Raw genomic sequence first — 26,534 nt, forward strand, 5'->3', positions numbered from 1 at the left:
GAGCAAGAGAGAACTTCGAGATGAAGCGCACGTCCCGCTTGCGTCTTGGTCGCATCGGGATCGTCGCCGTGCTCGCGATCGTGCTGGGATCGCTGACGCCGGCCCTCACCACGACCGGTTCCGCGAGCGCGGCGTCCGACGGCTACATGGTCTACCCGGCTTCGGGCAACATCCAGTCCAAGGTCGGCGACGGCTGCCTCGGCAACTATCGTGCGCACGACGGCATCGACATCTCGCGGAACGGCGGGACGCCGATCCTGGCGGCGTATGACGGCGTGATCAAGAGCCGCACGTCGAACGGCGGCTACGGCAACTACGTCGATGTGCAGCACCCGGGCGGCTATGTCACCCGATACGCCCACATGGCGGCATCCGGCTGGTACGCACCGGGGACGAAGGTTCTGCGCGGGCAGCAGATCGGCGTCGTCGGGAACACCGGCAACTCCGCCGCGTACCACCTGCATTTCGAGGTGTGGCTGAACGGCAAGGTCTACTCCCAGATCAACGACGGATTCACCTGCCTGTCGAACGTCACGCGGGGAGGGACGATCCCGCTGTTCTTCCCCGGTCTCGGGGCGAGCGACTCGGCGGGCATCGACACCGCCGACTTCACCGGTAACCGTAAGGCCGATCTTCTCGTCGTCGCGGGCAACGGGGATCTCAGACTGCGAGCGGGGGACGGCCGCAGCGGCCTCGCCGGACCGACCACCCTGTTCGGAGGCGGGTGGGGGAACTCACGACGGCACATCACGCACTCGGACTTCAACGGAGACGGCAACGCGGACATCCTCGTGGCGCGCTCCGACGGCGCCCTGGAGTACTACGCCGGGAACGGCGCCGGCGGCTTCCGTGCAGCGACCACCCCGGGAGCCGGCTGGTACGGGATGCGTCACGTCACTTCCGGTGCGGACTTCACCGGGGACGGACGGCAGGACGTCATCGGAGTGTCCCCGGCCGGGACTCTCGTGATCTTCCCCGGCAACGGGGCCGGCGGCTTCCGCACTCCGAACGTCACCGTGGGCAACGGCTGGGAGGGTTTCCACTACCTCGTCGCCGGAGACTTCGACGGCGACGGACGGGGTGACCTCATCGGGGTCGCCGGTGATGGCGTGCTGAGGCTCTACACCGGCGCGTCCGGCCTGCGCACCTGGCGTCAGGCCGGGACCGGCTGGCAGGAGTTCACCGAGGTCACCGGCGGCGCGGACTACAACGGGGACGGTCGTGCGGACCTGGTCGCCCGCACGGCGGCAGGACAGCTCTACCTCTATCCCGGCAACGGCGCGGGAGGGTTCGGCACCAAGATCCTCATGGCCTCGGATGCGGCGGACTACCTCGCGATCGAATAGCGCGGGTCGCGTAGCGGGCACCGGCCGACGCGTATCGTGGGCGCATGGCCGCTCCGACCCTCGATGACATCGCGGCGGCGCTGTACGCAGGGCCGCCCGAGGAGTTCACGACCGCCCGGAACGCACGGGCGAAGGACCTCGACGATCGCGCGCTCGCCGCGGAGGTGAAGGCGCTGCGCAAGCCGGCAGTGGCTGCCTGGGTCGTCAACGTCTTCGCGCAGGAGCGTGCCGCGCAGCTCGGGGAGGCCCTGGCGCTGGCGGCGGAGCTGCGCGAGGCGCAGGCGGAGCTGGACGCCGCGGCGTTGGCGAAGCTCGGCCGGGAGCGGCGCGCGCTGACCCGGCGGCTCGCCGAGACCGCCGCGGACCTTGCGGGCTCCCGAGGCGAACGAGTGACGGCGGCGACGCGGGATGCGGTCGAGCAGACGATCTCCGCGGCATTCTTCGACCCGGACGCGGCGGCCGCTGTCGCCTCGGGGCGTCTCGTGCGGGCATTGGAGCCTTCGGGCACGGCGGACGACATCCGCGACGCGGTGGCCGGAACGCTCCCCGCACTGCAGCCCCAACCCCCGCGTCCTCCGGACGAACTGCACGAGCGTCGGAAACGCCGGGATGCCGAGCGTCAGCTGGCGGCTGCGGAGAAGGACCTCGCGGCTGCGGAGCGGGCCCTCGCAAAGGAGGACGAGGTGATGCAGTCGCTGAGCGATCGCGCGGAGGAGTTGGCCGACGGCATCGCCGAGCTGGAGGCGCAGATCGAGAAGCTGCATCAGGAAGCCGACCGCGTCGAGCGCGACCGTCCCGCGGCGGAGGAGCGGCGCACCGCGGCCGTGGAGAAGAAGGATGCCGCCGCCGAGGCCGTGCAGGCGGCGCGCGCGGCTCTCGCCGACCTCTGAGCGGTCTCAGCCCCGGGCGGCGGCTTTCTCCTCAGCGGAGTTCGGCGTCCATCCGAACCAGCCGTCGTCGGCCGGGATGACGTTCCAGTCGCCGCAGACGAAGACGGTCTTCGCCTCGTATGCGGACGGGCCGTCATCCAGGGTCCACGTCGGGGCGGAGGTCCGCTCCGTCTCCACGCAGTCGTCCGGCAGCGCTGTCGTGCTCGCCAGCAGGAGGACGGCGTCGTCCGCGTCCTCGATGGTCGACGTCCTCAGCGTGAGGGCGGTCGCGTCTTCCGGAACCCAGTCCGCATCGATCGGCGCGTCCGCGCGGAAGGCATCGGCGTCGTCGAACGTCCTGGTCGACTGCTTGTGCACGAGACCCTCCACGGCGGCGCATCCACCGAGCAGCAGGGTGCCGCCGAGGAGCAGGGCGGCGGCGGGGAGGAGGTGTCGTCGTGTCATACTTCCACTCTGCTGGCGCGGCTCGCGGACCGCGTCCGTCGGGGGAGGTATCCCTCCTCACCCGGAGGAGTGATCTCTGCTGCAGGCGTCTCCGATAGCCTCGGGGGATGCGGGAGGAAGTCCTCGAGGGCGGCAACGCGAGCGGACCCGTCGTGCGGGTCGGGGACACCGTCCGCAAGGCGTGGACACCCGCGACCCCGCACGTCATCGCCTATGTGCGGGCGCTGCGTGACGGCGGCGTCGACGCGCCGGAGCCGCTCGGCAGAGACGCGCAGGGGCGGCAGATCATCGAGTTCATCCCCGGCACGCTCGCGATGGATGCCGCACCGCTCTCCGCCGCCGAGCTCGGCCGCGTGGGCGACATGGTCCGCTGGATCCATGACGTCTCGGCGCGGTACGTCCCTGCTGCCGACGCGATCTGGGAACCACCCCTCTCGGCGCCCGCGCAGGAGCTCATCTGCCACAACGACCTGGCGCCGTGGAATCTGATGCTCGGCGACCGCTGGGTCTTCATCGACTGGGACGGCGCCTCCCCGAGCACCCGGTCGTGGGACCTCGCCTTCTCCGCGCAGACGTTCGCGCTTCCGGATCCGACCAGCGACCCGGAGCGCTCCGCCGACGACCTCGCAGCGTTCGTCGACGGATACGGCGCCGACGAGGAACTGCGCGCGGTGCTCCCGGACATGATGCGCCGGCGCACGCAGGCGATGCTCGACCTGCTGCGCTCGTCCGCGGAGGCGGGGCGCGAGCCGTGGGGGACCATGTACAGCACGGGTCACGGGGCGCACTGGGCGGCGGTGCTCGACTATGTCACCGCGCATCGGGGTGTGTGGCAGCGCGCCCTGGCGTGACCGCTTCGCCGGTCCGCTTCTCCTAGGGTGATCGACATGAGTGACGACCTCGGCCGCGCAGTGATCGCGGATCTGTGCCGGATCCCGAACCCGGAGTCGATCGACCGGACGGCGTACGTCGACCTCGGCGGTGTCCCCCAGTTCGTCTCGATCCGCGGGCGCAGCACACGGAACCCCGTACTCGTCGTCTGCCACGGCGGCCCGGCCCTGCCGTCGCTGCCCTCGTCGTGGGTCTGGCAACGCGGCGTGGAGGACTACTTCACGGTCGTCAACTACGACCAGCGTGCGAGTGGCAAGTCCGCAGGGTCCGTGTCTGAGGACATGGACCTCAGCGTCGACCGGTACGTCGACGATCTCGCGGAGCTGATCGCGTGGCTCCAGGGCGAGCTGGGCGTGCAGAAGGTCGGGGTGCTCGGGCACAGCTGGGGGACGGTCCTCGGGCTCACCCTCGCCCGGCGGCGTCCCGACCTGCTGTGGGCCTACATCGGCGTCGGCCAGGTCATCTCCGGTCCCGAGAACGAGGAAGAGAGCTTCCGCCACGCGATGCGGAGTGCCGTCGCGGATCGCAACGAGCAGGCGGTCTCCGAGTTGCAGGCGCTCGGGGAGTACCCCGGTGAGGAGCCGTTGACCGTCGAACGCATCGTGACCTGCCGGAGATGGGCGCAGTACTACGGCGGCCTCTCGGCGTATCGCTCCGACTTCGCGTACTTCACCGAGTCGCAGGAGCTGTCCCCGTATTACACGGACGCCGACCTGGGCCTCATCGGCGTCGGGCAGCGGGCGACCATGCCCGCGGTGCTGCCCGCCCTGTTCGGCTTCGACGCCCGCGACCAGACGGCGTTCGAGGTGCCGATGCTCCAGTTCCTCGGACGGCACGACTGGACGACCCCCACCGGACCGGTCGCCCGCTGGCTGGAGACCGTGACGGCGCCCGCGACGCACGTCGTGTGGTTCGAGAACTCCGCGCACCTGTGCATGTTCGAGGAGCCCGGGAAGTTCCTGGTGAGCCTCGTGGCCCATGCGCTGCCGCACGCGGTCGCGGCGGGGAACGCGAGGGCGGACGGCTCGACGGACTCACTTGTGCCGGCGTGAGTCTGCGGGTCGCCGCCTCCCGTTCTGCTCTCTTCACCCGCTCCGCTATCGCGTCAGAGATGAATGGGGCCGGGGGAGGGAACCGCTGTCGGCAGGCCGCTATCGAGGATCCGCTGGACGATGCCGATAGCGCGGTCGCTGAGACCGTCGCCCGGGTAGAAGTCCTCGTAGTGAGCCTCCGCCGCTTCCAACGTGGTGATGCCGCAGAGGGTGAGCAACTGACGGATGTCGTCGACGTCGCGTCCTGGCCGGTTGGCGCGGAGCTTCATGGCGAGAAGCGCGTCCTTCGAGGCGACCTGGATTATGACGCCGTCTCGGTCGTAGATCGTCTCCCACTCGACAGTTCGACGCCCGAACGTCGGTACGGAATCGGCGTGCTCCACAGCGAAGTTGAACCAGCCGACGCTCCACCCTCGTCGGTCTCCGACGCGCGAGGCCGCGGCGAGAACGGCTTCGTCACTTCCAGGGTTGATGTGAAGGGAATCGAGGTCTCCGGTGGCACGGCGGTCGAAGTACCTGATGACGAGCGCAGCGCCGCCGACGAGTCGGATGCCTGCGACTTCGCCAGCGGCATGAAGCTCGCCGACCAGGTCGCGGAGGCCGGCGATGATGTCGTCGCGGTTCAGGGCGTCAGCCATCAGACGCTCGTCAGCGTGTCTTGCCAGACAAGGACACCACGCTCGAGGAACTCCGTGGGCACGTCGTCGGGCGCCGGGATCGGATCCGCCGGATCGACGTCCAGGGTTCGGGGTACCTGGACCCTCCTGTTCGGGCCGTCGACCCACGCCGGGGTGGGGAGCCCCTCCTCGCGGAGGCGAAGATCCACGAGCGCTGCCAGGGCGGCATCCCAGACGCGGTCACCGGTCGGCTCGGGTTCCGCGAGACCGAGAACCCCGCGTACGAGGCCGTGCTCGGCGTTGAGGTTGTCGCTCAGCTGGATGAACTCGCGAAGCGCGCTGTGCTTGTCGCCCGCTCGCAGGTACCCGCGGATCGCCGCCGCGATGGTCGCCGCGTCGTCCCGTCGCGTCGGTGCGGAGTACAGGCGATAGCCGGCGCCACGGAGGAAGCGTTCGACTGTGCTGAACTCAGCCTCGCGGCCACCTTCCACTCGAGATACGCGGCCTTGATCGACGTTGGTTCGCTCGGCGAGATCCTTCTGCGTGAGCCCGCTGCTCTTCCGCGCAGCGCGCACGAGCACTGATGCGTTGGTCACGTCGCCTCCCCGTAGAAATGTCCTCTGAGCCATATTCTACGTCGGCTGGGATCAGGATGCGACGCCTCAGATCCGGGAAGCCGCGTCCTGTTCGTTCCAGGGCAAAGCAAAACCCCCGCCATGTAGAAGCTAGGCGAGGGTTTCTGGGCTGATTGTAATGATCAGCCGTGTGGCTCCGACCGGCATCGATCCGGTGACCTTTCGATTTTCAGTCGAACGCTCTACCAACTGAGCTACAGAGCCGCGCGGCGATGATGCTGCCGCGTCCTAGACGAAGAGCCCTCTCCGAAGAAAGAGCTCGTCGCACGGAGCGACCCTGACGGGACTTGAACCCGCGACCTCCGCCGTGACAGGGCGGCACGCTAACCAACTGCGCTACAGGGCCATACTGGTGTTTTCAATTGTATCGGATGGAGTGACCCCAACGGGATTCGAACCCGTGCTACCGCCGTGAAAGGGCGGCGTCCTAGGCCGCTAAACGATGGGGCCGAGTCAGTCCCGGGGGACTTCCTTGCCGACGCTCAAGCATAAGGGATCATTCGGGCAAATCGCGAATCGAGGCCGGAACCCGCTTCCCCCGGGCGTGTTCGAGCGGGACCATGGAGGGGCCGGGGATGCCGTTCACGCCGCTCCAGGAGTCTGGTGCTGGTGTGAAAGTTGTTGTTACTGTGGCATCTGTGAAACCGGCGGAAGGGGCCGTGTGAACGACAAGACCACGCAGGATGCGGTACTCGCGGCATCCGCGGACTGCGGGTGTGCGCCCACCCCGACGGAGCGCCGTGCCCTCTTCGGTGACGGCATCAGCCGCCGCGGCGCTCTCGGACTCGGCGCGCTCAGCGTCGTCGCCCTCAGCGCGTTCGGCATCTCGTCTGGCGTCACGGCCGCCCACGCCGCGTCGTACCCGAGCTGGGACGACGTGCAGAAGGCCAAGCAGAACGAGGCCTCCAAGGCTGCTGAGGTGAAGCGCATCGAGGGGCTGATCCAGTCGCTCACGCAGAAGGTCTCCGAGACGCAGGCCGCCGCCGAGGTCGCCTCGACCGAGTTCTACAACGCGCAGCAGGCCTACTTCGCCGCGATCGCGGAGGCCGACTCGCTGCAGGAGAAGGCGGACGCGCAGGCCGCCGTCGCCGACGAGTCCGCCCGCAAGGCCGGTCAGGTCGCCGCCCAGCTCTACCGCAACGGCGGCGACGACACCTCGCTGGAGCTGTTCTTCGCGGGCTCCGCAGCCAACGCCGACGAGCTCCTCGCCCGCCTCGGCTCGATGGACAAGCTCCTCGAGTACAACCAGACCGTCTACAACGACGCGGTCGCCGCGCGGAACTCCGCCCAGTCGCTCAGCGATCAGGCGGTCGTCGCCCGGGACGAGCGCGACCGGCTCCAGAAGATCGCCGAGGAGAAGATGGTCGCGGCGCAGCAGGCCGCCGACGCCGCCCAGGCCGCTCTCGACGAGCAGTCGGCGAACCTCGCCACGATGCAGGCGCAGCTCGCCGCGCTGAAGGACACCACCGCGACCACCGTCGCCGGCTACCAGAAGGGCGTCGAGGAGCGCGAGAAGGAGCGTAAGCGCCGCGAGGCCGCCGAAGCCGCCGCGAATGCCGGCGGCAACAGCGGCGGCGGCGGGACCCCGGGAAGCGGCGGCTGGGTGCGTCCGCATGGCGGTTACCGCAGCTCCGGCTACGGCCCGCGCTCCCAGCAGTGCAACGCCAACGGCTGCTCGTCGAGCTGGCACTACGGCGTCGACCTCGCGAACGGCTGCGGCGCGGCGATCTACGCGGCGCACTCGGGCACTGTCGATGCCGCGTTCTACAACGGCGGGTACGGCAACTACGTCCGGATCCAGCACGGCGGCGGCATCGCGACCGGCTACGCGCACATCAAGCCCGGCGGCTTCGCGGTCCGGAACGGCCAGTGGGTGCGCGCCGGCCAGGTCATCGCGTATGCGGGCAACACCGGCGGCTCCTTCGGCTGCCACCTGCACTTCGAGGTCTACATCAACGGCCGCTACACGAACCCCATCGACTTCATGGCGAGCAAGGGCATCTCCGTCTGACGGACGGCTGGATAGCGGAAGACCCCCGGACGCATGGCGTCCGGGGGTCTTCGCTTCGACAGGCTCAGCGACCCAGAGAGGTCTGCGACCCAGAGAGGTCTGCGACCCAGAGAGGTCTGCCACCCAGAGAGGTCAGCGACCCAGAGAGGTCAGCGCCCCAGAGAGGTCGGCGACCCGGAGAGGGTCCGGTCAGTGGCCCTGCTCGCCGAAGCGGACGATGGCCTCGTCGAGGATGCGCTGCGCCTCGGCGGCGTTGCCCCACTCGTCGACCTTGACCCACTTGTTGGGCTCGAGGTCCTTGTAGTGCTCGAAGAAGTGCGCGATCTCCTTCTTCGTGTACTCCGGCACGTCGTCGATGTCCTGGATGTGGGCCCAGCGCGGGTCCTTGGAGAGCACGGCGACGAGCTTGTCGTCTCCGCCGGCCTCGTCGCTCATCTTCAGTACGGCGACCGGGCGGACCTCGACGACGACGCCGGGGTAGATCTGGTGGTCGAGGAGCACCAGCACGTCGAGCGGGTCGCCGTCCTCGCCGAGCGTGTTGTCGAAGTAGCCGTAGTCGGCCGGGTAGCCGAAGGTCGTGTAGAGCACGCGGTCGAGGTGCACTCGCCCGGTCTCGTGGTCGACCTCGTACTTCACGCGGCTGCCGCGCGGGATCTCGATGACGGCGTCGTGTGCGCCCATGCGTGTGCTCCTCAGGAAGATCGGTTGGATGCCGCGGACCAGCCTACTCGGGGGCCGCGGATCCGACCGTGACGGAGGAGGCGGTGCCCTAGCGTGGAGGGATGCCTTCCCTCGACCCCGCCGTCGCCGAGATCCGCCTCGCCGTGCGCACCGCGCTCGCCGACCTGCCCGAGGGCTCGACCGTCGTCGTCGCGGTGTCCGGCGGTGCCGACTCGCTCGCACTGGCGGCGGCCACCGCGTTCGAGGCCGCGAAAGTCGGGGTGCGTGCGACCGCGGTGACGGTCGACCACGGTCTGCAGCAGGGGTCCGCCGAGGTCGCCGCCGAGACGGGACGCATCGCCGGACGGCTCGGATTGGAGGCGCTCGTCCTCCGCGTCGAGGTCGACGGCGACGGGGGTCCGGAGGCGGCCGCGCGGGATGCGCGCTACCGCGTGCTCCGGGACGCGGCGGGCGAGATCGGCGCGCGGGCGGTCCTGCTCGGACACACCCTCGACGACCAGGCCGAGACGGTCCTGCTCGGACTCGCCCGCGGCTCCGGGGCGACGAGCCTGCAGGGCATGGCGCCGGACCGGGAGGACGACGACGGCCTCCGGTGGCTGCGTCCGCTGCTCGGCGTGCGCCGCGAGACCACCCGTGCGTTCTGCGGCGCGGCGGAGCTGCAGCCGTGGGAAGACCCGCACAACACCGACGACCGCTACACGCGGGTGCGGGTGCGTCGCCACGTGCTCCCGGTGCTGGAGACGCAGCTCGGCCCGGGTATCGCCGAGGCGTTGGCGCGCACCGCCGAGCAGCTCCGGGAGGACGCGGAGGCGTTCGACGAGATGATCCACGAGACGATCGAGGACATCGTCGAGCACGCCGAGGCCGGGATCTCCGTGAGCGTCGCCGCGCTCGCCGCCAACCCGGCCGCGCTGCGCAACCGCATCATCCGGCTCGTGGTCGACAGCGAGTTCGGGGCGAGCCTGAGCCGCGCGCAGACGATCGAGGTCGCCCGCCTCGTGACCGACTGGTCGGGTCAGGGCCCGATCGATCTGCCGGGGTGCGCCGCCGTGCGTCAGGGCGGCCGGATCGTGTTCACCGCCGCGACCCGCTGAATCGCAGGCCGCGGCGGCGTCGCGTTCTACTTCTTGCCGCCGAAGAGGCCGCCCAGGATGCCTCCGAGGTCGATGCCGCCGCCGGAGCCGCTCTTACCGCCGCCGAGGAGGCCACCCAGCACGTCACCCAACCCGCCGCCGGAGCCCGAGTCGCCGCCGCCGAGGATGCCGCCGATGACGTCGCCGATCCCGCCGGAGCCCTCCGCGCCCGCGTCCGCCTTCGCCGTCTTGTCCTTGGTCGCGTTGGCGATGAGACCCATCACGATCGGCGCGAGGATGGGGAGGAGCTTCCCGAAGTCGATGCCCGGGGTCGCCTTCGACTCCGTCAGCTCCTTCGTGACCTCCTTCTCCTTCCCGCCGAGGATGTGGGAGACGATCTTCTCGCCGTCTTCCTGGTCGATGTCGTCGACCGTCGCCGGGCTCGACGCACCGCGGTGCTTGCCGAGGGCCTTCTCGATGGCCGCCGATCCCTCGGAACTCTCCGCGTTCTTGGCCAGCCCGCCGAGCAGCACGGCGCCGCCCTGCTCGACCGCGACCTTGGCCTCGTCGCGCGACACTCCGAGCTTCTGCGCGATGTCGTCGAGGGGGACCTGGCTGAGGATGTCGTGAGTCGCCATGGGGATCTCCTTCCGTCGGGGCGTGCGCCCGCGTCACCGTCAGAGTAGTGCGGCGTCGTCCTGCGGGGGAGGGTACGCGCCCGCGACCGGAGCACACGGTCACGTCACCTAAAATCGATCCATGCGCGCCGCGGAGATCCAGGACGACCTTGCACAGATCCTCGTCACCGAGGAGGAGATCCACGCCAAGCTCGACGAGCTCGCGGCGCAGGTCGCGAAGGATTACGAGGGCAAGGACCTCATCCTCGTCGGCGTGCTAAAGGGCGCGGTCATGGTCATGGCGGACTTCGCGCGAGCGCTGCCGTTCCACGCGCCGATGGACTGGATGGCGGTGTCGAGCTACGGCGCCAGCACGAAGTCGAGCGGTGTCGTGCAGATCCGGAAGGACCTCGACACCGACCTGCACGGCAAGCACGTGCTCATCGTCGAGGACATCATCGACTCCGGCCTCACCCTGAGCTGGCTGCTGGAGAACTTCGAGTCCCGCGGTGCGGAGTCGATCGAGGTCCTGGCGCTGCTGCGCAAGCCGGAGGCCGCGAAGGTCGAGATCGACTGCAAGTACGTCGGCTTCGACATCCCCGTGGAATTCGTCGTCGGCTACGGACTCGACTACGCGGAGCGCTACCGCAACCTCCGCGACGTCGCCGTGCTGGCACCGCACGTCTACAGCTGACGCTTCGACAGGCTCAGCGACCCAGGCGGGCTCAGAAGCCGGGGGGGGTCAGCGACCCGGGTGGGCTCAGCCACCGAGGCGGCAGCGCCGACAGCGTTGCGCCGTGGGTGAACGCACAGCGGCCCCCTAGCACGGAGGCGATACGCTGATCCGACCATGGATGTGAAGAAGCTCACCCGCAATCCGCTGATCTACGTCGCTCTGATCGGCGTGCTGCTCTTCGGCGGATTCCTGCTGATCTCGAACCTCGGTGCGCCGAAGCAGATCACGACGCAGGAGGGGCTCGAGCTGCTCTCCGGCAAGACCGTGACCGAGGTCGTCACCACCGACGGCGATCAGCGCGTAGACATGACGCTGTCGAAGCCGTTCGAGGGCTCCGAGAACGTCCAGTTCTACTACGTCGAGGCCCGCGCCGACGAGGTGGTCTCCGCGATCGATGCGGCCGCGCCGAAGGACGGCTTCAACGACGCCGTGCCGCGCGCGACCTGGTTCGACGGCTTCCTCTCCCTGCTGCTTCCCCTCGTGCTGCTCGGCCTGCTGTTCTGGTGGCTCCTGTCGTCCATGCAGGGCGGCGGCGGCAAGGTCATGCAGTTCGGCAAGTCCAAGGCCAAGCTCGTCAACAAGGAGACCCCGACGGTCACCTTCGCCGACGTCGCCGGTGCCGACGAGGCCATCGAGGAGCTCCACGAGATCAAGGAGTTCCTGCAGGACCCGGCGAAGTTCCAGGCCATCGGCGCCCGCATCCCGAAGGGCGTGCTGCTGTACGGCCCTCCCGGAACCGGAAAGACCCTCCTCGCCCGTGCCGTCGCCGGCGAGGCCGGTGCCCCGTTCTACTCCATCTCCGGATCCGACTTCGTCGAGATGTTCGTCGGCGTCGGTGCCTCCCGCGTGCGCGACCTGTTCAGCCAGGCCAAGGAGAACGCCCCGGCGATCATCTTCATCGACGAGATCGACGCCGTCGGCCGTCACCGCGGCGCCGGCATGGGCGGCGGCAACGACGAGCGCGAGCAGACGCTGAACCAGATGCTCGTCGAGATGGACGGCTTCGACCCGAACGCGAACGTCATCGTGATCGCGGCCACCAACCGTCCCGACATCCTCGACCCCGCGCTGCTGCGCCCCGGCCGCTTCGACCGTCAGATCGGTGTCGACGCCCCCGACCTCAAGGGCCGCCAGAAGATCCTCGAGGTGCACAGCAAGGGCAAGCCGCTGTCGAAAAACGTCGACCTCGAGGTCGTCGCCCGCAAGACCCCCGGCTTCACCGGTGCCGATTTGGCGAACGTGCTCAACGAGGCCGCGCTGCTCACGGCCCGCTCGAACGCGCAGCTCATCGACAACCGTGCCCTCGACGAGGCCATCGACCGCGTGATCGCCGGTCCGCAGCGTCGCACTCGCGTGATGAAGGACAAGGAGAAGCTCATCACGGCGTATCACGAGGGCGGACACGCGCTCGCGGCGGCGGCGATGAACTACACCGACCCCGTGACGAAGATCACGATCCTGCCCCGCGGCAAGGCGCTCGGCTACACGATGGTGCTGCCGCTGGACGACAAGTACTCGGTGACCCGCAACGAGCTGCAGGACCAGCTCACCTACGCCATGGGCGGTCGCGTCGCCGAGGAGCTCGTCTTCCACGACCCCACCACCGGTGCGTCCAACGACATCGAGAAGGCGACCTCGATCGCCCGAAAGATGGTCATCGAGTACGGCATGACGACGCAGGTCGGTCCGGTCAAGCTCGGCACCGAGGGCGGCGACATGTTCGTCGCGCGCGACATGGGCCGTGGCCGCGAGTACTCCGAGAAGGTCGCGGAGCGTGTCGATGCCGAGGTGCGGGCGCTCATCGAGCAGGCGCACAACGAGGCGTACGCGGTGCTCAGCGAGAACCGGGACATCCTCGACCGTCTCGCCCTCGCGCTCCTCGAGGAGGAGACCCTCGACCATAACCGCATCGCGGAGATCTTCACCGAGGTGAAGAAGCTCCCCGAGCGTCCGCTGTGGCTGTCCAGCGAGGACCGCCCGGTCTCGGAGCGGCCGCCGATCGAGGTCCCGAAGAAGGACGTCTCGCTCGCCGCCTCCGTCGAGGCGCCGACGGCCCCGCCGCGTCCGCAGCAGGGCTCCGCCGGAGCGGGCAACCCTCGTCCCGCGACGGCGTGACGTGACCGTCGACAAGGGGCGCGTCGAACGGCTCACCAGGGAACTCCTGGAGGCGATCGGCGAGGACCCCGATCGTCCGGGGATCAAGCAGACGCCCTCCCGGATGGCCGAGCTCTACGCGGAGTTCTTCGCGGGGGTGGGCGAGGATCCCGCCGAACCGCTCGCCCACACGATCAGCGTCACCCGCGGGCCGGCGCCGGACACCCTGCCGTCCGGTGCCGTGCTGCTGCGCGACATCCGCTTCCGCTCGGTGTGCGAGCACCACCTCCTGCCCTTCGCGGGACACGCGCACATCGCCTACCTTCCGGGCGAGCAGGTCGTCGGTCTCGGTGCGCTCGTGCGCGTCGTGGAGATCCTCGCCGCGCGGCCGCAGGTGCAGGAGCGGCTGGGGGAGCAGATCGCCGACACGATCGCCGAGAACCTCGACGCGCGCGGCGTGCTCGTCGTTCTCGATGCCAGCCACGGCTGCGTGACGATGCGGGGCGGACGGCAGACCGAAGCCTCGACCCTGACCATCGCAGCGCGCGGGGTCTACACGGATCCCGTGGCACGCGCGGAGTTGGTGACCCTGATCGGCATGACCGTGCCGGGGGCCGGGACGTCGCGCGCATGACCGGCATCTGGGGCATCGTCAACGTCACCCCCGACTCGTTCAGCGACGGCGGGCGGTACCTCGACGCGGACCGCGCGGTCGCCCACGGCCTCCGTCTGCGCGCGGAAGGAGCGTCCGTCCTCGACGTCGGGGGCGAGTCGACCCGGCCGGGCGCGGAGCGCGTCGGGGTGGACGAGGAGCAGCGCCGCGTCCTCCCGGTCGTCGAACAGCTCGCCGCGGCCGGTGCCGTCGTCAGCATCGACACCCTCAACGCGTCGACCGCCGTGGCGGCCGTCCGCGCAGGGGCGCGCATCGTCAACGACGTCTCCGGCGGACTCGCCGACCCCGACATGCGCGCCGCGGTGGCGGAGTCGGGTGCCGACTTCGCGATCGGGCACTGGCGGGGCTTCTCCGCCGACATGTATGCGAACGCCGACTACCGGCGCGTCGCCCGAGAGGTGGCCGGCGAGCTGCGCGAGCGCATCGGGGAGGCGGCCGCCGCCGGGATCGCGCCCTCCCGCCTGATCGTCGACCCCGGTATCGGGTTCGCCAAGGCCGGTGCCCAGAACTGGGACGTGCTGAGGGGCCTCGACGAGATCGTGGGCCTCGGTTTCCGCGTGCTGGTCGGGACGTCGCGCAAGCGCTTCCTCGCCGACGTGCTGCAGGAGGCGGCCCCGGGCGGTGACGGCGTCTCCGAGGAGCGCCGGGACCTGGCGACCGCGGTGACGAGTGCGCTCGCGATGCGCGCCGGCGCCTGGGCGGTGCGCGTGCACGACGTCGCGGCCACCCGCGACGCCCTCGCGATCACCCGCGCCTGGGAAGGCTGAGTGCGAGGTCGGAGCGTCGCCGTACCCTAGAGGCATGGACTTCCTCGACGAGATCGTGCTGACAGGGCTGACCGTGTTCGGCCACCACGGCGTCTACCCGCACGAGCGGGAGAACGGGCAGGAGTTCACGGTCGACCTCCGGTTGCGGCTCTCCCTCGAACAGGCCGCCGCGTCCGACGAAGTGGCCGACACCGTGCACTATGGCGAGCTCGCGGAGCGGGTGGCCGCCGTCGTCGCGGGGGAGCCGGTGAACCTCATCGAGACCCTGGCCGAGCGGATCGCGGACGTCGCCCTCGGCGACCGCCGCGTGCAGCAGGTGACCGTGACGGTGCACAAGCCGCAGGCACCGATCGCCCTGACCTTCGACGACGTGGCCGTGACGGTGCATCGGACGCGGGCTCCGGAGTCGCTGGAGGACATCACCACATGAGCCGCAACCTCACCCGCCCGCCGGAGGTGCCGGGCCCCCGAGCTCCGCGCCCCGAGACGGTGGCGGTCGTCGCGCTCGGCGCCAACCTCGGAGACCGAGAGGACACGATCCGCGCCGCGGCCGCGCGCATCGGGCGGCTCCCGCTCGTCTCGGACGTGCGCCTGTCGCGCCTGTTCGAGACGGTGGCGCTCCGTGTGGACGGCCCCGATCCGGACGCCCCCGGGTATGTGAACGCGGTGGCTCTGGTGACCACCCGGCTCGCTCCCGAGATCCTCCTCGGCATGCTGCACGCCATCGAGGACGAGAACGGCCGCGTGCGCGGCGAGCGGTGGGGCGACCGCACCCTCGACCTCGACCTCATCGCCTACGGCGACGTCGTCTCGGACGACCCCCGGATCCAGCTGCCCCATCCGCGGGCGGCGGAGCGGCTGTTCGTCCTGGAGCCGTGGCTCGACATCGACCCCGACGCCGAGCTCGTGGGGTGCGGCCGGGTCGCCGATCTGGCGGCGGACCTTCGCGCGCGAGGCGAGGGATGAAGCGCACCTCCGCCGGACTTCTCGCCGTCCTCGCGCTCGTCGGCGCCGGGGCCGGCTTCATCCTCGACCAGATGCTCACGGCGACGGGGCGGGCCACGTTCACGCCGTCCCTCTTCCTCCCGGTGCTGCTCGTCCTCATCGCGGGCGCATCGCTCGGGGTGGCCTGGCCGGTGCGGCGCAGCGTCCGCTCCGGGGTGCGCATCGACCCGTTCCGTGCCCTCCGGGCCGCGACCCTCGCGCGGGCGTCCAGTCTGCTGGGGGCGATCCTGGCGGGCTTCGGGGCAGGACTGCTGGCCTTCCTCCTCACGCGCCCCATCGATCCCCCGATAGGGTCGACTGTGGCCATGGTGGCGCTGATCGCGAGTGCGGTCGTGCTCGTCATCGCCGCTCTCGTAGCCGAACAGTTCTGCACCCTGCCGAAGGATCCTGATGACTCAGAACCCAGAGACCGCGCCCCTGAACCCGGCGGAGGGCACTGACCTCGGCGCCCTCGACCAGGGCACCTACACGGGCCTGCGCACGGCGCGCAACGAGGCCCGCCTCGAGCTCGACGGCACCTGGCACCAGATCTCGCCGCGCTACGTGGTGTCGCAGATCGTGCAGAACGTCATCTTCCTGGCGATCGTCGTGGCGGCGGCCGTCGTGCTGAACATCGTGCTCGAACAGGACTGGGTGTGGATCCCGGCCGGGGTCATCATCCTCATCACGCTCGTGACGCTGGTCATCCTCCCGCGTCAGGCGCGGGCGATCGGCTACATGCTGCGGGCGGACGACATCGTGTTCCGCAAGGGCATCCTGTGGCAGCGCATGATCGCGGTGCCGTATGGCCGCATGCAGCTCGTCGACATCACCCAGGGGCCGCTCGACCGGGCGTTCGGCATCTCCCAGCTCAAGATGGTCACCGCCGCGGCGACCACCGGTGTGCAGATCCCCGGCCTCACCCAGGCGGCGGCCGAGGCGCTGCGCGACACGCTCATCCAGGTCGCCGAGACCCGCCGGACCGGCCTGTGAGCGAGTCGCAGCTCCCCACCGCCGCGCCGGGGCAGACCTCCGCGGGCACACCGTCGACGCACCTCGCGGACGGTGAATGGCACCGGATGCATCCGCTCACGCCGCTCTTCAAGGGCGGCCTGGCGCTCATCATCGTGGGTGGCATCGTGATCGCGAACATGCGCGACCGGGTCATCGCCTGGCTCGTCGGGCAGTTCGCGCCCGAGGAAGCGCACTACGACGACTACACCGGCGGCGACCCGGTGGACTGGGTGCTCGCGAACAACTTCGCGCTCATCGCGCTGCTGGGTGTCCTGGCGCTCGTCGTGGTGCTCGTGGCGATCTTCTGGTTCATCTGGCGCTTCCAGCAGTTCCGCATCACCGGCGACCATGTCGAGGTGCGCAAGGGCATCATCTTCCGTTCCCATCGCCGTGCTCCCCTCGACCGCGTGCAGGGTGTGAACCTCACGCGGCCGTTCCCGGCACGCATCATCGGCCTCGCGAAGCTCGAGGTCGTCGGCGCGGGCACCGACGCGAACGTCGCGCTCGAGTACCTGGCGACGCCACGTGCCGAAGGCGTGCGCGCCGAGATCCTGCGCCTGGCTTCCGGGGCTCGTGCCGCGCGGCACGCGGCGTCGGATCCGCAGGGCGCAGCGACGCCGGGCGGGACCGCTCCGGCTTCCACCCGGGCACAGCTCGTCGGCTCGATGAACGAGGGCGTCAACGGCCTGCTCGCCGGTGTGGACCTGCAGGACGTCGTCCCCGAGAGCGTCGTCAAGATCCCGGCCGGCCGGCTGATCGGCTCGCAGCTCATCTCCGGGCTGCTGTGGCTGGTCTTCTTCGGCGTGATCTTCGCGATCGCGATCGGCAGCACCCTCATCGGCATCCTCGTCGACGGCGATCCCGACGGCGGGATCGTCCTCCTCGGCATCGGTCTCGGCATGGGCGTCCCCATGGTCATCGCCGTGGTCGGTATCACGTGGGCGCAGATCTCCAAGTCGCTGCGCTACTCCATCGCGCCCACCCCCGACGGCGTGCGCATCACCTACGGGCTGCTCACCACCGTCACCGAGACCCTGCCGCCCGGCCGCATCTTCGCGGTCGAGGTGTCGCAGTCCCTGCTCTGGCGGCCGTTCGGCTGGTGGACCATCAAGATCAACCGGATGAGCGGCAAGAGTGCCGCGCAGCAGTCGTCGAGCAGCGGTCAGCAGTTCAACGTCGTGCTTCCGGTCGGCAAGCGTGCGGACGTGGAGCGGGTGCTGTCGCTCGTGCTGCCCGACGTGCCGGCTGAGAGCATCCCCGCGCTGTGGGACCAGGGCGTCGTCGGTCCGACCGACGCCGACCCCTACCGGACGATGCCGCGCCGGGCCTGGTGGCGGCGACCGTTCTCCTGGAAGCGCCACGGCTATACGGTGACGACGGACGGCCTGCTCCTGCGCCGCGGCATCGTGTGGCGCAAGCTCGCGGTCTTCCCGCTCGCGCGTCTCCAGGGCGTGTCGCTGAGCCAGGGGCCTATCGACCGGGCCCAGGGGGTCTCCGGTGCACAGGTGCACACCGTGCCCGGGCCGATCACCGGCCTCCTCTCGGGGCTCGAGCGCGCCGACGCCCTTGCGCTGCTCAACGAGGTCAGCGTCGCCGCGGCCGAGGCGGCGTCCCGCGACCACACCCACCGCTGGAGCGAGCACGCCGCGGCCGGAGTTCCGGTCGCACCGCCCGCTCCGCCGGTGTTCGGCGGTCCTGCGACGCCGACGTCTCCCGCGTTCGGAGGGGCGGCATCCGCTCCGTCCGCTCCGCCGGCTCCGCCCGCTCCGCCCGCGGGCGTTGCGGGGCCGGCGACGCCGCCGCCTCCGGTCCCGCCCGTCCGGACGCCTCCGGTGACGCCGCCGCCGGCGCCTCCGGTCACGGCGCCTCCGGTCGCTCCGCCCTCCGTTCCACCGGTGGCGCCGCCACCGCCGCAGACGGCGGCCCCGTCCGCCCCGCCGGCGCCGCCCGGCTCGGTCGTGCCTCCGACGCCACCGATCCCGCCGGCGCGACCGGACGCGCCGCGCGAGGAGTGAGCGTGGTGCGTGACGGCCGTCTCGGCGTCGGCATCGTCGGCGCGGGGCGTGTGGGCCCTGTTGTCGGCGCCGCGTTGGCCGGAGCCGGACATGCGATCGTCGGGATCACGAGCGGATCGGACGACGAACGTGCGTCCGCGGTTCTCCCGGGCGTCCCGGTGCTGGACACCCAGGAGGTCGTGCGGCGCGCCGAACTGGTGGTCCTCGCGGTCCCCTCCGCCGAGCTTCCGGCCCTCGTCTCGGGCATCGCGGAGCTGGGCGGGTGGCAGATCGGCCAGCTCGTCCTGCACACCGATCCGGCGCAGGGCATCGAGGTCCTGCGCCCGGCGGCGGAGCGCGGTGCCATCCCGTTGGCGGTGCATCCGGCGATCACGTTCACCGGGACCTCGATCGATCTCCGACAGCTGCAGGCGGGATTCGCGGCGGTCACCGCTCCCGCCGCCGTGCTCCCGATCGCCCAGGCGCTGGCTGTGGAGATGGGGTGCGAACCGGTCGTCATCGCCGAGGCCGACCGTCCCGCCTATGCCGATGCGATCGCCACGGCCACGGAGTTCTCCCGCTCGATCATCGGCCAGTCGACCTCGCGGCTCCGTGAGATCGGCGTCGAGAATCCGGGCGGGTTCCTCTCCGCGCTGGTGCAGTCGACCGTCGAGCGGGCGCTGCGCGACGCCTCGGAACCGCCGCCACTCGTCTGATCGGGTGCGGGCGTGTGATCGTGCGCGCAGCGCCGCCAGCCGACCGCTTCCCGGCTCAGCGTCCTCCGGAGAATCCGCCGCCGCCACCGCCACCGGAGAATCCGCCGCCGAACGAACCGCCGCTGCTGGATGATGTGCCGGTGGACGGTGCGGAGTACGTCGCCGCCGCCGTGGAGGAACTCATGAACGCCACGAGCGAGGTGCGAAGCGCGAAGGATGCGGGGTCGCCGATCCAGGATGGGCCGTGCGTCTCCTGGCTGTATGCCGTCTCGAGCACGCGGCCCCACTCCTCCTCCATGCCGAACAGCATCGCGTAGGGGAGGAGGCGCTCGTAGATGTGGATGACGTCCACGCCCTCGTCGGTACGTCGTTCCGCCCCGGTGTAGGACTGCAGCATCCGCAGCCGGTCCTCCTCGGCGACGCGGATGAACTCGCGCACCCCCTGCAGGTGTTCGTACGCCTGTGCTCCCTCCGGAGTCAGGACCGTGTGCCGCGAGAAGGTGAAGAAGCTGGAGGCCGCGACGAGGAGGGCTCCGACGGAGATGGCCAGAAGCGCGGGGCCGGCGGACAACCGTCCGGATGCGACGGCGACGACGGCGACGACGAGACCGGCGACGGCGAGGGCGATCGCCACGGACTGCAGGATGACGGCCGCGCGGCTGCGCACCCTGGTCGTCAGGCCCCGGCGGGCGGCCTCTTCGCGGCCGTTCGTCGTCAGCGCCGTCATCCGCGTTGCGAATGCCTCACTCTCGGCCGGCAGGTCCACGACGCCGTCCGCACCCGCGTGGAGGAAGAGCGCGTCGAGCGCAGCCTGATCGAGGGGACTCGGCGCGCTGCCGTGGGGCCGTCGTCGAAGCCGTGGTGCTCCGGTCGACGTCCCGTCCTCGATGCGCAGCGCGCCGCGGACGGCGAGGTGCACGATCTCGGCAGGGATCACGTTCTCGGCTCCGGGCAGGATCGCGGCGGCGAGGAGGGGCGGCTGGTCGTCGGGGACGTCGTACTGCGCCACGATGATCCCGGTGGCGCGACGCCGACGTCGTGCGGCGCCCACGGCGACTGCCCATCCGACCGCGGACAGACCCACGGCGCCGGCAGCAGCGACGGCAGGCCCGAGATCGGCGACGGCGTCAGGCATGCGGGCAGCGGGCTGAGTCACTGTGCCGGGATCGAAGCCGACGGCCACCGTCACACCGTCCGCGGCGGGCAGAGGCCCGGCTTCGACGTGGAAGGAAGCGGCTTCTCCGTCCGCTATCGGTCCCTCCAGGTCGCAGGGCTCGGTGGATCCGGAGGGGCCGATGTAGCACTTCGTCGCGCCGGTGAGATGGGCGGTCAGCACGGCGTCGAACCGGATGTCGGCCTGGAACGCCTCGATCGGTTGCGTGCTGTCGAGCGGGAGGAGATCCCAGTAGAACTCGTCTGCGGCGTGGGTGCCGGACGGGTCGGGTGCGCTCCCGACGATGATGTCGCGCATCTCGTACTCGATGACGTAGGTGGTGAGGCCGTGGACGAAGTCGTCGTCGCCGGTGAGGATGAAGAGCGTCCCGTCATCCTCGTCGGTCTCATACGGGACGGCGGCTCCGTCCTCATCGGTGACCGCGAGCACCCGGGTGTCGATGTCAGCGTTCTTGTATGCCGTCGCCAGGCCGCGCACGATGCCGCGGTTCTGGTCGGCGTCGGGGAATCGCGCGACGAGCGTCTCCCTCACCTGCATGTGGGCCCGGCCGTCATCGTCGAGCCCGACGTCGTACACCGCGTCCCACGAGGCGTAGGAGAACTCGTCCACATCGGCGGCGGAGACGACGGTGGTCGCGGTCGCCGGGGTCACCGCGACGGCGACTTCCGGCGCGAGGACAGGGACGGTGGCGAGAGCGACGACGGCGCTCGCACGGAGGATCCGAGTGGGGGCCATGCTTCGAGGCTACCCAGCACGCCGCGCGGCGAGGACGTCCCGCGCCATCTCGGTAAACTGGGGAGGACTTCCAAGGAGCCCCGCACATGACTGACGCGCCCGCCGCGCCCGAAACGGCCTCGGCCGCCCCTTCCACCGAAGAGGACATCCACGAGCAGAAGGCCGTCCGCCTCGCCAAGCGCGAGCGTCTGATCGAGAAGCGCTCGGACGCCGGCGGCGGCGCCTTCCCTGTCGCGGTGCCGGTGACGCACAGCATCCCCGCGCTGCGTGCGGAGTACGGCGACCTCGAGCCCGGCGCCGAGACCGGCGTGGTCGTCGGCGTCGCGGGGCGCGTGGTGTTCAGCCGCAACACCGGCAAGCTCTGCTTCGCCACGCTCCAGGCCGGCGACGGCACCCGCATCCAGGCGATGATCTCCCTTGCCAATGTCGGCGAGGAGTCGCTCGCCGACTGGAAGGAGTACGTCGACCTCGGTGACCATGTCTTCGTGCACGGCGAGGTCATCTCCAGCCGCCGCGGTGAGCTGTCGATCATGGCGGACGACTGGACCATCGCGTCGAAGGCGATCCTGCCGCTTCCCAACGCCTACGCCGAGCTCAGCGAAGAGGGGCGTGTGCGCAGCCGCTACCTCGACCTGATCGTGCGTGAGCAGGCGCGGACGACCGTGCGTGCGCGCGCGGCGGTGAACGCGAGCCTGCGGGCGACCTTCGCCGCCCACGGGTACCTCGAAGTGGAGACGCCGATGCTGCAGGTGCAGCACGGCGGTGCATCCGCCCGCCCCTTCGTCACCCACTCCAATGCGTTCGACACCGAGCTCTACCTCCGCATCGCGCCGGAGCTGTACCTGAAGCGCGCGGTCGTGGGCGGGATCGAGCGGGTGTTCGAGATCAACCGGAACTTCCGCAACGAGGGCGCCGACTCGACGCACAGCCCGGAGTTCGCGATGCTCGAGGCCTACCAGGCCTACGGCGACTACAACCAGATGGCGGCCCTCACGCAGGAACTCGTCCAGCAGGCCGCGGTCGCCGTCGCGGGGTCGACCACGGTCACCTGGGCGGACGGCACCGAGTACGACCTGGGCGGCGAGTGGGACCGCATCTCGATGTACGAGTCCCTTTCCGCCGCCTCCGGACGGACGGTCACGCCCGCGGACTCCGTCGACGACCTGATCGCCTTCGCTGAGGCGAACGGGGTCGACGTGCCGCCTCAGGCCACGCACGGGAAGCTCGTCGAGGAGCTCTGGGAGCACTTCGTGAAGGGTGACCTCGTGCGGCCGACCTTCGTCATGGACTTCCCCGTCGACACGTCTCCCCTCGTGCGCGAACACCGGTCCGTCGAGGGCGTCGTGGAGAAGTGGGACCTCTACATCCGGGGCTTCGAGCTGGCGACCGGCTACTCCGAGCTCGTGGACCCCGTCATCCAGCGCGAACGCTTCGTCGAGCAGGCGAAGCTCGCCGCGCGAGGCGATGTCGAGGCCATGCCGATCGACGAGGAGTTCCTGCGGGCTCTCGAGCACGGCATGCCGCCGTCCGGGGGCATGGGGATGGGCATCGATCGACTCCTGATGGCGATCACCGGCCTCGGGATCCGCGAGACCATCCTCTTCCCGCTGGTCAAGTAGAAGCGAGGCGCTCACGCTCCACGCCGCCCGTGGAACGCCCACTCCGGCAGAACGGCGCCGCCCATCATAGTGTCCAGCAGCAGCGCGAGGCTGTACCCGGGATCGATCTCCCTCGCCATGTCGAGGTAGCGACCTGCGTGCGTGGCCCGGCCGAGCGCCCAGGAGAGCCAGGCCGCGACCGTGAGCGGGCCGGGGCGTGCTGCCCGCGGTGCCAGGGCGGTGGCGTGTCGGACGGCGTGCAGCGCCGCGCGGAGGCGCTCCCCGTCCGGCGCCGGGCCGCGGCCGAGGAACACTCGTCCGATGTCGTCGGGCACCGGCGCGCCGGAGGCGGCGAAAGCCAGCTGCGCCTCCATGGTGCGAATGCCCCGACGGTGATCGGTGGCCCACTGGGCGATCGCCGCATCGCGCACCGGCGGACGTCCGAGACACCACACGAGCGCTGCGGTGTCGAACGGCCGCAGACTGTCGTGGTGATGGACCACTGACTCGAGGAAGGCGGGGATGTCGTCGAGGAGCGCGCACGCCGAGATCACCTCCGGCTCTGCGGAACGAGAGGGGTCGGCCTGCCCTGGCGCGAGGGCGGCGTCGAGCCCGCGCAGGATGCGCGCCATCTGGTCCTCCTCCGCGGCGGAGACCGGCGGGAGCCCCGCGCCGGAGAACTGATCGCCGGAGACGTCGCCGAGGGAGGAGGCATCCGGCGGCGGAACGATGTCCGACAAGGGATGCAGCGTCGGATCCTCGTCGTCATACCGGGCCCATCCCTCGGGCGTCACACACAGGGCCTCGACGGTACGCAGCCCCGCTTCCTCGGCACATCCGAGAAGGGTGTCCACCGTCACAGCCTGAGGGAGGACGAGGCCATCGGGCGTCGTCTGGGGTGGTTCATCGGTGTACACGACGACGGCCAGCGCATCCGTACCGGGGACGCGGCCGAGCAACTCGACGGCCGCGGCGGCGTACTGCAGGGGAGGAACGGCGGCGTCGGGCAGATCGAGGCGCATCGCCCCGTCGCTGCGGCTGCCGTGGAACGGGAGGAGGGCGATGCTCTCGTGCGGCGTGAACCCTGCGAGGGCGGGCACGATGCCGAGGAACTGGGCGGAGTCGGAGGCGCGGAGCACGGTTGTCATGAGGAGAGGTTCGCGTGCCCCCGTCTCCGTCGGAGCGGGGACGGAGCGATGTGGACGAGATTCCTGTGAAGCGGCGCCTGTGCACGAGTAGTCGCTCGCGTACGATGGAGGCATGGACAACTTCTGGCTCGCCGCGGCATGGTCGCTCCTGCCGACGGTCGGCGTCAGCATCGTCTTCTTCGTCGTTCTCCGCGGCATCCTCCGGTTCGACCGCACGGAGCGGAAGGTCCACGCGCAGATCGAGGCCGAGGAACGCGCCGCGCGCGGACTGCCTCCGCGGGCCTGAGTCCGCCCCATCCGCTACTGTGAAGCGAGCGCGCCGGGTCCGGCGCGACCCGGGGTGACGACGATCCCCCGGTGTGGGTGAGGGGGCGTGATGACCGCGGAGTCCTGGGGCTGGTGGGTCGCCGCCTTCGTGCTGGTGCTCGACATCATCATCCGCGTCACCGCGATCATCGTCATCCCGCGCAACCGCCGGCCCACCGCGGCGATGGCCTGGCTCCTCGCCGTGTTCTTCATCCCGGTGGTCGGCGTCTTCCTGTTCCTGCTGATCGGCAACCCCCGCCTGCCGCGTGCGCGGCGCCGCAAGCAGGAGCAGATCAACGAGTACATCGCGGAGACCAGCGAGCACCTCCACTTCGGGACGCTCCGGCCGAACGCCCCCGCCTGGTTCGGGCCGATCGTGCAGATGAATCAGCGCCTCGGCGCTCTGCCGCTCTCCGGCGACAACGGCGCGCACCTCATCTCCGACTACCAGGAATCACTGGACGAGATGGCGGAGGCGATCCGCACGGCGCAGGACTACGTGCACGTCGAGTTTTACATCCTGCAGTCCGACGACTCGACGGACAACTTCTTCCGCGCCCTCGAAGAGGTCGCAGCGCGGGGCGTCGCCGTTCGCGTGCTCCTCGACCACTGGGCGAACCGCGGCAAGCCCCGCTACCGCCAGACCATCGCCCGTCTCAACGAGATGGGCGCCGAGTGGCATCTGATGCTCCCGGTACAGCCACTCAAGGGCAAGATGCAGCGCCCTGATCTGCGCAATCACCGCAAGCTGCTCGTCGTGGACGGCAACATCGCCTTCCTGGGATCGCAGAACATCACCGACTCCACCTACAACCTGCCGAAGAACATCCGACGCGGTCTGCACTGGGTCGATCTGATGGTGAGGCTCGACGGACCGGTGGTCTTGAGCGTCAACGCGATCTTCCTCAGCGACTGGTACAGCGAGACCGATGTCGTGCTGGAGGAGATCGACATCTCTCACGCCAACATCGGATCGGGGGACCTGGACTGCCAGGTGGTGCCGTCCGGTCCCGGCTTCGAGGTCGAGAACAACCTGCGCCTGTTCCTCGCGCTCCTCTACGCGGCGAAGAAGCAGATCATGATCGTCAGCCCGTACTTCGTCCCGGACGAGGCTCTGCTGCTGGCGGTCACCGCGGCCGTGGACCGCGGTGTCGAGGTGCAGCTGTTCGTCTCCGAGGAGGGCGACCAGGCGATGGTCTACCACGCCCAGCGGAGCTACTACGAAGCGCTGCTGCGCGCGGGGGTGCGGATCTGGATGTACCGGAAGCCCTACATCCTCCACACGAAGAGCCTCACGATCGACGATGAGGTGGCCGTCATCGGGTCGAGCAACATGGACATGCGCTCGTTCGGCCTGAACCTCGAGGTCTCGATGCTCGTCCGCGGCCAGGAGTTCGTCGCCGAGATGCGCGAGGTCGAGGACAAGTACCGGTCGTTGAGCCGGGAGCTGACCCTCGAGGAATGGATGCAGCAGCCCCTGCGCTCCACCGTGCTCGACAACCTGGCACGGCTGACCTCCGCGCTGCAGTGACCGCGCATTTCGTCAAGCCCCATTTCGGGCGGGGGAACCCGCCGCTAGCCTGAGGGCATGACTCCCCGCAGGCTTGTGATCGCCGTGTCCTCCGCGCTCGCCGCCGCTCTCGTCCTCGCCGGCTGCACGGTCGGTCCCGGCGGAGCGGCACCGCACTCGACGTCCGACCCGTCCAGCGGTCCCGGGAGTGCGGGGAGCAGCGACGACCAGGACGACATGGACGCGACGCTCCTCGATGACGGACGGATGTTCGCCATCGTGAGCTGGGGATCCTCGACGTGCCTGCCCCAGGTCGACGACATCACCGCCGAGGGACAGCGGGTCTCGGTCACCCTCGTCGAGCCGGACGCCGATGGTGCGACGGAACAGGCCTGCACGGCCGACCTCGCACCGCGCGCGAGCCTGGGCGCGCTGCCCGAGGGGGTCGACCCGACGAAGGACATCACTCTCGTCGTGACGTACGGGGACCTGCTCGACGAGATCGACGTCGATGCCGATCCCGACGCCACGGCGACACCGGGATCGTCGACCGAGTATCAGCCTTCGGCCGGCTGGTTCGACGACGGTGGGCTCGTCCTCCTGACCTGGGGATCCTCCAGCTGTGCTCCGGTCGTCGAGTCCGTCGAGGCCGACGGGTCCACGGGGACCGTCACGTTCGTCACCGACGAGAACCAGGTGTGCACCATGGACATGGCGCCGCGGGGCACGGTGATCGAGTTCGCCGAGGACGAGGTCGATGATGATGGTCCGTTCCAGCTGACCCTGGTCGGCGGCGGTCTGGAGGGCACTGTCGACGTGCGCTGAGGA

Annotated in this window: 27 protein-coding genes and 3 tRNA genes; 20 read left to right on the plus strand and 10 right to left on the minus strand. The window is 70.1% G+C overall.

The window, feature by feature from the left end; genetic code table 11:
• Positions 1–20 precede the first annotated feature (20 nt).
• Together KZC57_RS12475 and KZC57_RS12480 are read left to right on the plus strand one after the other, a co-directional pair.
• Positions 21–1,346: a VCBS repeat domain-containing M23 family metallopeptidase gene (locus KZC57_RS12475; RefSeq protein WP_247641890.1), complete on the plus strand. Its 1,326-nt coding sequence runs from the start codon at positions 21–23 to the stop codon at positions 1,344–1,346.
• 44 nt (positions 1,347–1,390) lie between these two features.
• Positions 1,391–2,236: a transposase gene (locus KZC57_RS12480; protein WP_247641891.1), complete on the plus strand. Its 846-nt coding sequence runs from the start codon at positions 1,391–1,393 to the stop codon at positions 2,234–2,236.
• A 6-nt stretch (positions 2,237–2,242) separates the two neighbouring features.
• Here the strand turns inward: KZC57_RS12480 and KZC57_RS12485 are convergent, their stop codons facing one another.
• Complete coding sequence (locus KZC57_RS12485; protein WP_247641892.1) at positions 2,243–2,680, minus strand: hypothetical protein; 438 nt, start codon at positions 2,678–2,680, stop codon at positions 2,243–2,245.
• Between the two features lie 107 nt (positions 2,681–2,787).
• Here KZC57_RS12485 and KZC57_RS12490 point away from each other — a divergent pair, with 107 nt between their 5' ends.
• Complete coding sequence (locus KZC57_RS12490; RefSeq protein ID WP_247641893.1) at positions 2,788–3,531, plus strand: phosphotransferase; 744 nt, start codon at positions 2,788–2,790, stop codon at positions 3,529–3,531.
• 36 nt (positions 3,532–3,567) lie between these two features.
• On the plus strand, positions 3,568–4,623 hold the full coding sequence (locus tag KZC57_RS12495; RefSeq protein WP_083371006.1) for an alpha/beta hydrolase: 1,056 nt from the start codon (positions 3,568–3,570) through the stop codon (positions 4,621–4,623).
• 53 nt (positions 4,624–4,676) lie between these two features.
• Here the strand turns inward: KZC57_RS12495 and KZC57_RS12500 are convergent, their stop codons facing one another.
• From KZC57_RS12500 to KZC57_RS12520, 5 genes are all read right to left on the minus strand, one after another.
• On the minus strand, positions 4,677–5,261 hold the full coding sequence (locus tag KZC57_RS12500; RefSeq protein WP_247641894.1) for a hypothetical protein: 585 nt from the start codon (positions 5,259–5,261) through the stop codon (positions 4,677–4,679).
• Positions 5,261–5,836 (minus strand): helix-turn-helix transcriptional regulator, encoded by a 576-nt coding sequence (locus tag KZC57_RS12505; RefSeq protein WP_158698513.1) that lies wholly within the window; start codon positions 5,834–5,836, stop codon positions 5,261–5,263. Before KZC57_RS12505 ends, KZC57_RS12500 begins: the two co-directional genes overlap by 1 nt.
• A gap of 170 nt (positions 5,837–6,006) precedes the next feature.
• A tRNA-Phe gene (locus tag KZC57_RS12510) sits at positions 6,007–6,079 on the minus strand.
• 68 nt (positions 6,080–6,147) lie between these two features.
• Positions 6,148–6,221, minus strand: a tRNA-Asp gene (locus KZC57_RS12515).
• Positions 6,222–6,252: 31 nt separating this feature from the next.
• Positions 6,253–6,325 (minus strand) — tRNA-Glu (locus tag KZC57_RS12520).
• A 211-nt stretch (positions 6,326–6,536) separates the two neighbouring features.
• On the opposite strand from KZC57_RS12520, the gene KZC57_RS12525 reads away from it, so the two are divergent.
• The gene (locus KZC57_RS12525) at positions 6,537–7,886 is read left to right on the plus strand and encodes a M23 family metallopeptidase (protein WP_247641895.1); all 1,350 of its coding nucleotides are present in this window, start codon (positions 6,537–6,539) and stop codon (positions 7,884–7,886) included.
• Between the two features lie 189 nt (positions 7,887–8,075).
• Here the strand turns inward: KZC57_RS12525 and ppa are convergent, their stop codons facing one another.
• Complete coding sequence (gene ppa, locus KZC57_RS12530) at positions 8,076–8,567, minus strand: inorganic diphosphatase (RefSeq protein ID WP_025104593.1); 492 nt, start codon at positions 8,565–8,567, stop codon at positions 8,076–8,078.
• 101 nt (positions 8,568–8,668) lie between these two features.
• Between ppa and tilS the strand changes: the two genes are divergently transcribed.
• Positions 8,669–9,661, plus strand: a complete 993-nt coding sequence (gene tilS, locus KZC57_RS12535; protein WP_060921547.1) for a tRNA lysidine(34) synthetase TilS — start codon at positions 8,669–8,671, stop codon at positions 9,659–9,661.
• A gap of 26 nt (positions 9,662–9,687) precedes the next feature.
• Here tilS and KZC57_RS12540 read toward each other — a convergent pair whose 3' ends face one another.
• The gene (locus KZC57_RS12540) at positions 9,688–10,278 is read right to left on the minus strand and encodes a DUF937 domain-containing protein (protein ID WP_060921546.1); all 591 of its coding nucleotides are present in this window, start codon (positions 10,276–10,278) and stop codon (positions 9,688–9,690) included.
• Positions 10,279–10,399: 121 nt separating this feature from the next.
• Between KZC57_RS12540 and hpt the strand changes: the two genes are divergently transcribed.
• The 10 genes from hpt to KZC57_RS12590 all read left to right on the plus strand — a co-directional run bounded on the left by hpt (position 10,400) and on the right by KZC57_RS12590 (position 19,235).
• The gene (gene hpt / locus KZC57_RS12545) at positions 10,400–10,951 is read left to right on the plus strand and encodes a hypoxanthine phosphoribosyltransferase (RefSeq protein WP_017204674.1); all 552 of its coding nucleotides are present in this window, start codon (positions 10,400–10,402) and stop codon (positions 10,949–10,951) included.
• Between the two features lie 156 nt (positions 10,952–11,107).
• Positions 11,108–13,108, plus strand: coding sequence for an ATP-dependent zinc metalloprotease FtsH (gene ftsH / locus KZC57_RS12550; protein WP_025104589.1), 2,001 nt, complete (start codon positions 11,108–11,110; stop codon positions 13,106–13,108).
• A 1-nt stretch (position 13,109) separates the two neighbouring features.
• A complete protein-coding gene (folE, locus tag KZC57_RS12555; RefSeq protein WP_025104588.1) occupies positions 13,110–13,721 on the plus strand; it encodes a GTP cyclohydrolase I in 612 nt (203 codons plus the stop codon).
• Entirely contained in the window at positions 13,718–14,527 is an 810-nt protein-coding gene (gene folP / locus KZC57_RS12560) for a dihydropteroate synthase (protein ID WP_060921545.1), read from the plus strand. Before folE ends, folP begins: the two co-directional genes overlap by 4 nt.
• Positions 14,528–14,561: 34 nt before the next feature.
• Positions 14,562–14,957: a dihydroneopterin aldolase gene (folB, locus tag KZC57_RS12565; protein ID WP_060921544.1), complete on the plus strand. Its 396-nt coding sequence runs from the start codon at positions 14,562–14,564 to the stop codon at positions 14,955–14,957.
• Entirely contained in the window at positions 14,954–15,493 is a 540-nt protein-coding gene (gene folK / locus KZC57_RS12570; protein ID WP_060921543.1) for a 2-amino-4-hydroxy-6-hydroxymethyldihydropteridine diphosphokinase, read from the plus strand. Before folB ends, folK begins: the two co-directional genes overlap by 4 nt.
• On the plus strand, positions 15,490–15,972 hold the full coding sequence (locus KZC57_RS12575; RefSeq protein ID WP_025104584.1) for a DUF3180 domain-containing protein: 483 nt from the start codon (positions 15,490–15,492) through the stop codon (positions 15,970–15,972). Before folK ends, KZC57_RS12575 begins: the two co-directional genes overlap by 4 nt.
• Positions 15,923–16,504, plus strand: coding sequence for a PH domain-containing protein (locus KZC57_RS12580; RefSeq protein WP_060921542.1), 582 nt, complete (start codon positions 15,923–15,925; stop codon positions 16,502–16,504). Before KZC57_RS12575 ends, KZC57_RS12580 begins: the two co-directional genes overlap by 50 nt.
• The gene (locus KZC57_RS12585; protein ID WP_247641896.1) at positions 16,501–18,540 is read left to right on the plus strand and encodes a PH domain-containing protein; all 2,040 of its coding nucleotides are present in this window, start codon (positions 16,501–16,503) and stop codon (positions 18,538–18,540) included. Before KZC57_RS12580 ends, KZC57_RS12585 begins: the two co-directional genes overlap by 4 nt.
• Before the next feature lie 2 nt (positions 18,541–18,542).
• The gene (locus KZC57_RS12590) at positions 18,543–19,235 is read left to right on the plus strand and encodes a DUF2520 domain-containing protein (protein WP_060921443.1); all 693 of its coding nucleotides are present in this window, start codon (positions 18,543–18,545) and stop codon (positions 19,233–19,235) included.
• A 55-nt stretch (positions 19,236–19,290) separates the two neighbouring features.
• Here the strand turns inward: KZC57_RS12590 and KZC57_RS12595 are convergent, their stop codons facing one another.
• On the minus strand, positions 19,291–21,144 hold the full coding sequence (locus KZC57_RS12595) for a DUF2207 domain-containing protein (protein ID WP_247641897.1): 1,854 nt from the start codon (positions 21,142–21,144) through the stop codon (positions 19,291–19,293).
• An 86-nt stretch (positions 21,145–21,230) separates the two neighbouring features.
• Here KZC57_RS12595 and lysS point away from each other — a divergent pair, with 86 nt between their 5' ends.
• Positions 21,231–22,763, plus strand: a complete 1,533-nt coding sequence (gene lysS, locus KZC57_RS12600) for a lysine--tRNA ligase (RefSeq protein WP_217584067.1) — start codon at positions 21,231–21,233, stop codon at positions 22,761–22,763.
• An 11-nt stretch (positions 22,764–22,774) separates the two neighbouring features.
• Here the strand turns inward: lysS and KZC57_RS12605 are convergent, their stop codons facing one another.
• Positions 22,775–23,890: a DUF4192 family protein gene (locus KZC57_RS12605; RefSeq protein WP_247641898.1), complete on the minus strand. Its 1,116-nt coding sequence runs from the start codon at positions 23,888–23,890 to the stop codon at positions 22,775–22,777.
• 112 nt (positions 23,891–24,002) lie between these two features.
• Here KZC57_RS12605 and KZC57_RS12610 point away from each other — a divergent pair, with 112 nt between their 5' ends.
• The 3 genes from KZC57_RS12610 (at position 24,003) to KZC57_RS12620 (ending at position 26,531) form a co-directional block, all read left to right on the plus strand.
• A complete protein-coding gene (locus KZC57_RS12610; protein WP_167627854.1) occupies positions 24,003–24,176 on the plus strand; it encodes a hypothetical protein in 174 nt (57 codons plus the stop codon).
• Positions 24,177–24,266: 90 nt separating this feature from the next.
• Entirely contained in the window at positions 24,267–25,727 is a 1,461-nt protein-coding gene (gene cls / locus KZC57_RS12615) for a cardiolipin synthase (protein ID WP_060921411.1), read from the plus strand.
• Between the two features lie 57 nt (positions 25,728–25,784).
• The gene (locus KZC57_RS12620; RefSeq protein WP_060921412.1) at positions 25,785–26,531 is read left to right on the plus strand and encodes a hypothetical protein; all 747 of its coding nucleotides are present in this window, start codon (positions 25,785–25,787) and stop codon (positions 26,529–26,531) included.
• Positions 26,532–26,534: the final 3 nt, after the last annotated feature.

This window comes from Microbacterium sp. KSW4-4, from assembly GCF_023091185.1.
In the GTDB taxonomy this organism is placed as follows: domain Bacteria; phylum Actinomycetota; class Actinomycetes; order Actinomycetales; family Microbacteriaceae; genus Microbacterium; species Microbacterium paraoxydans.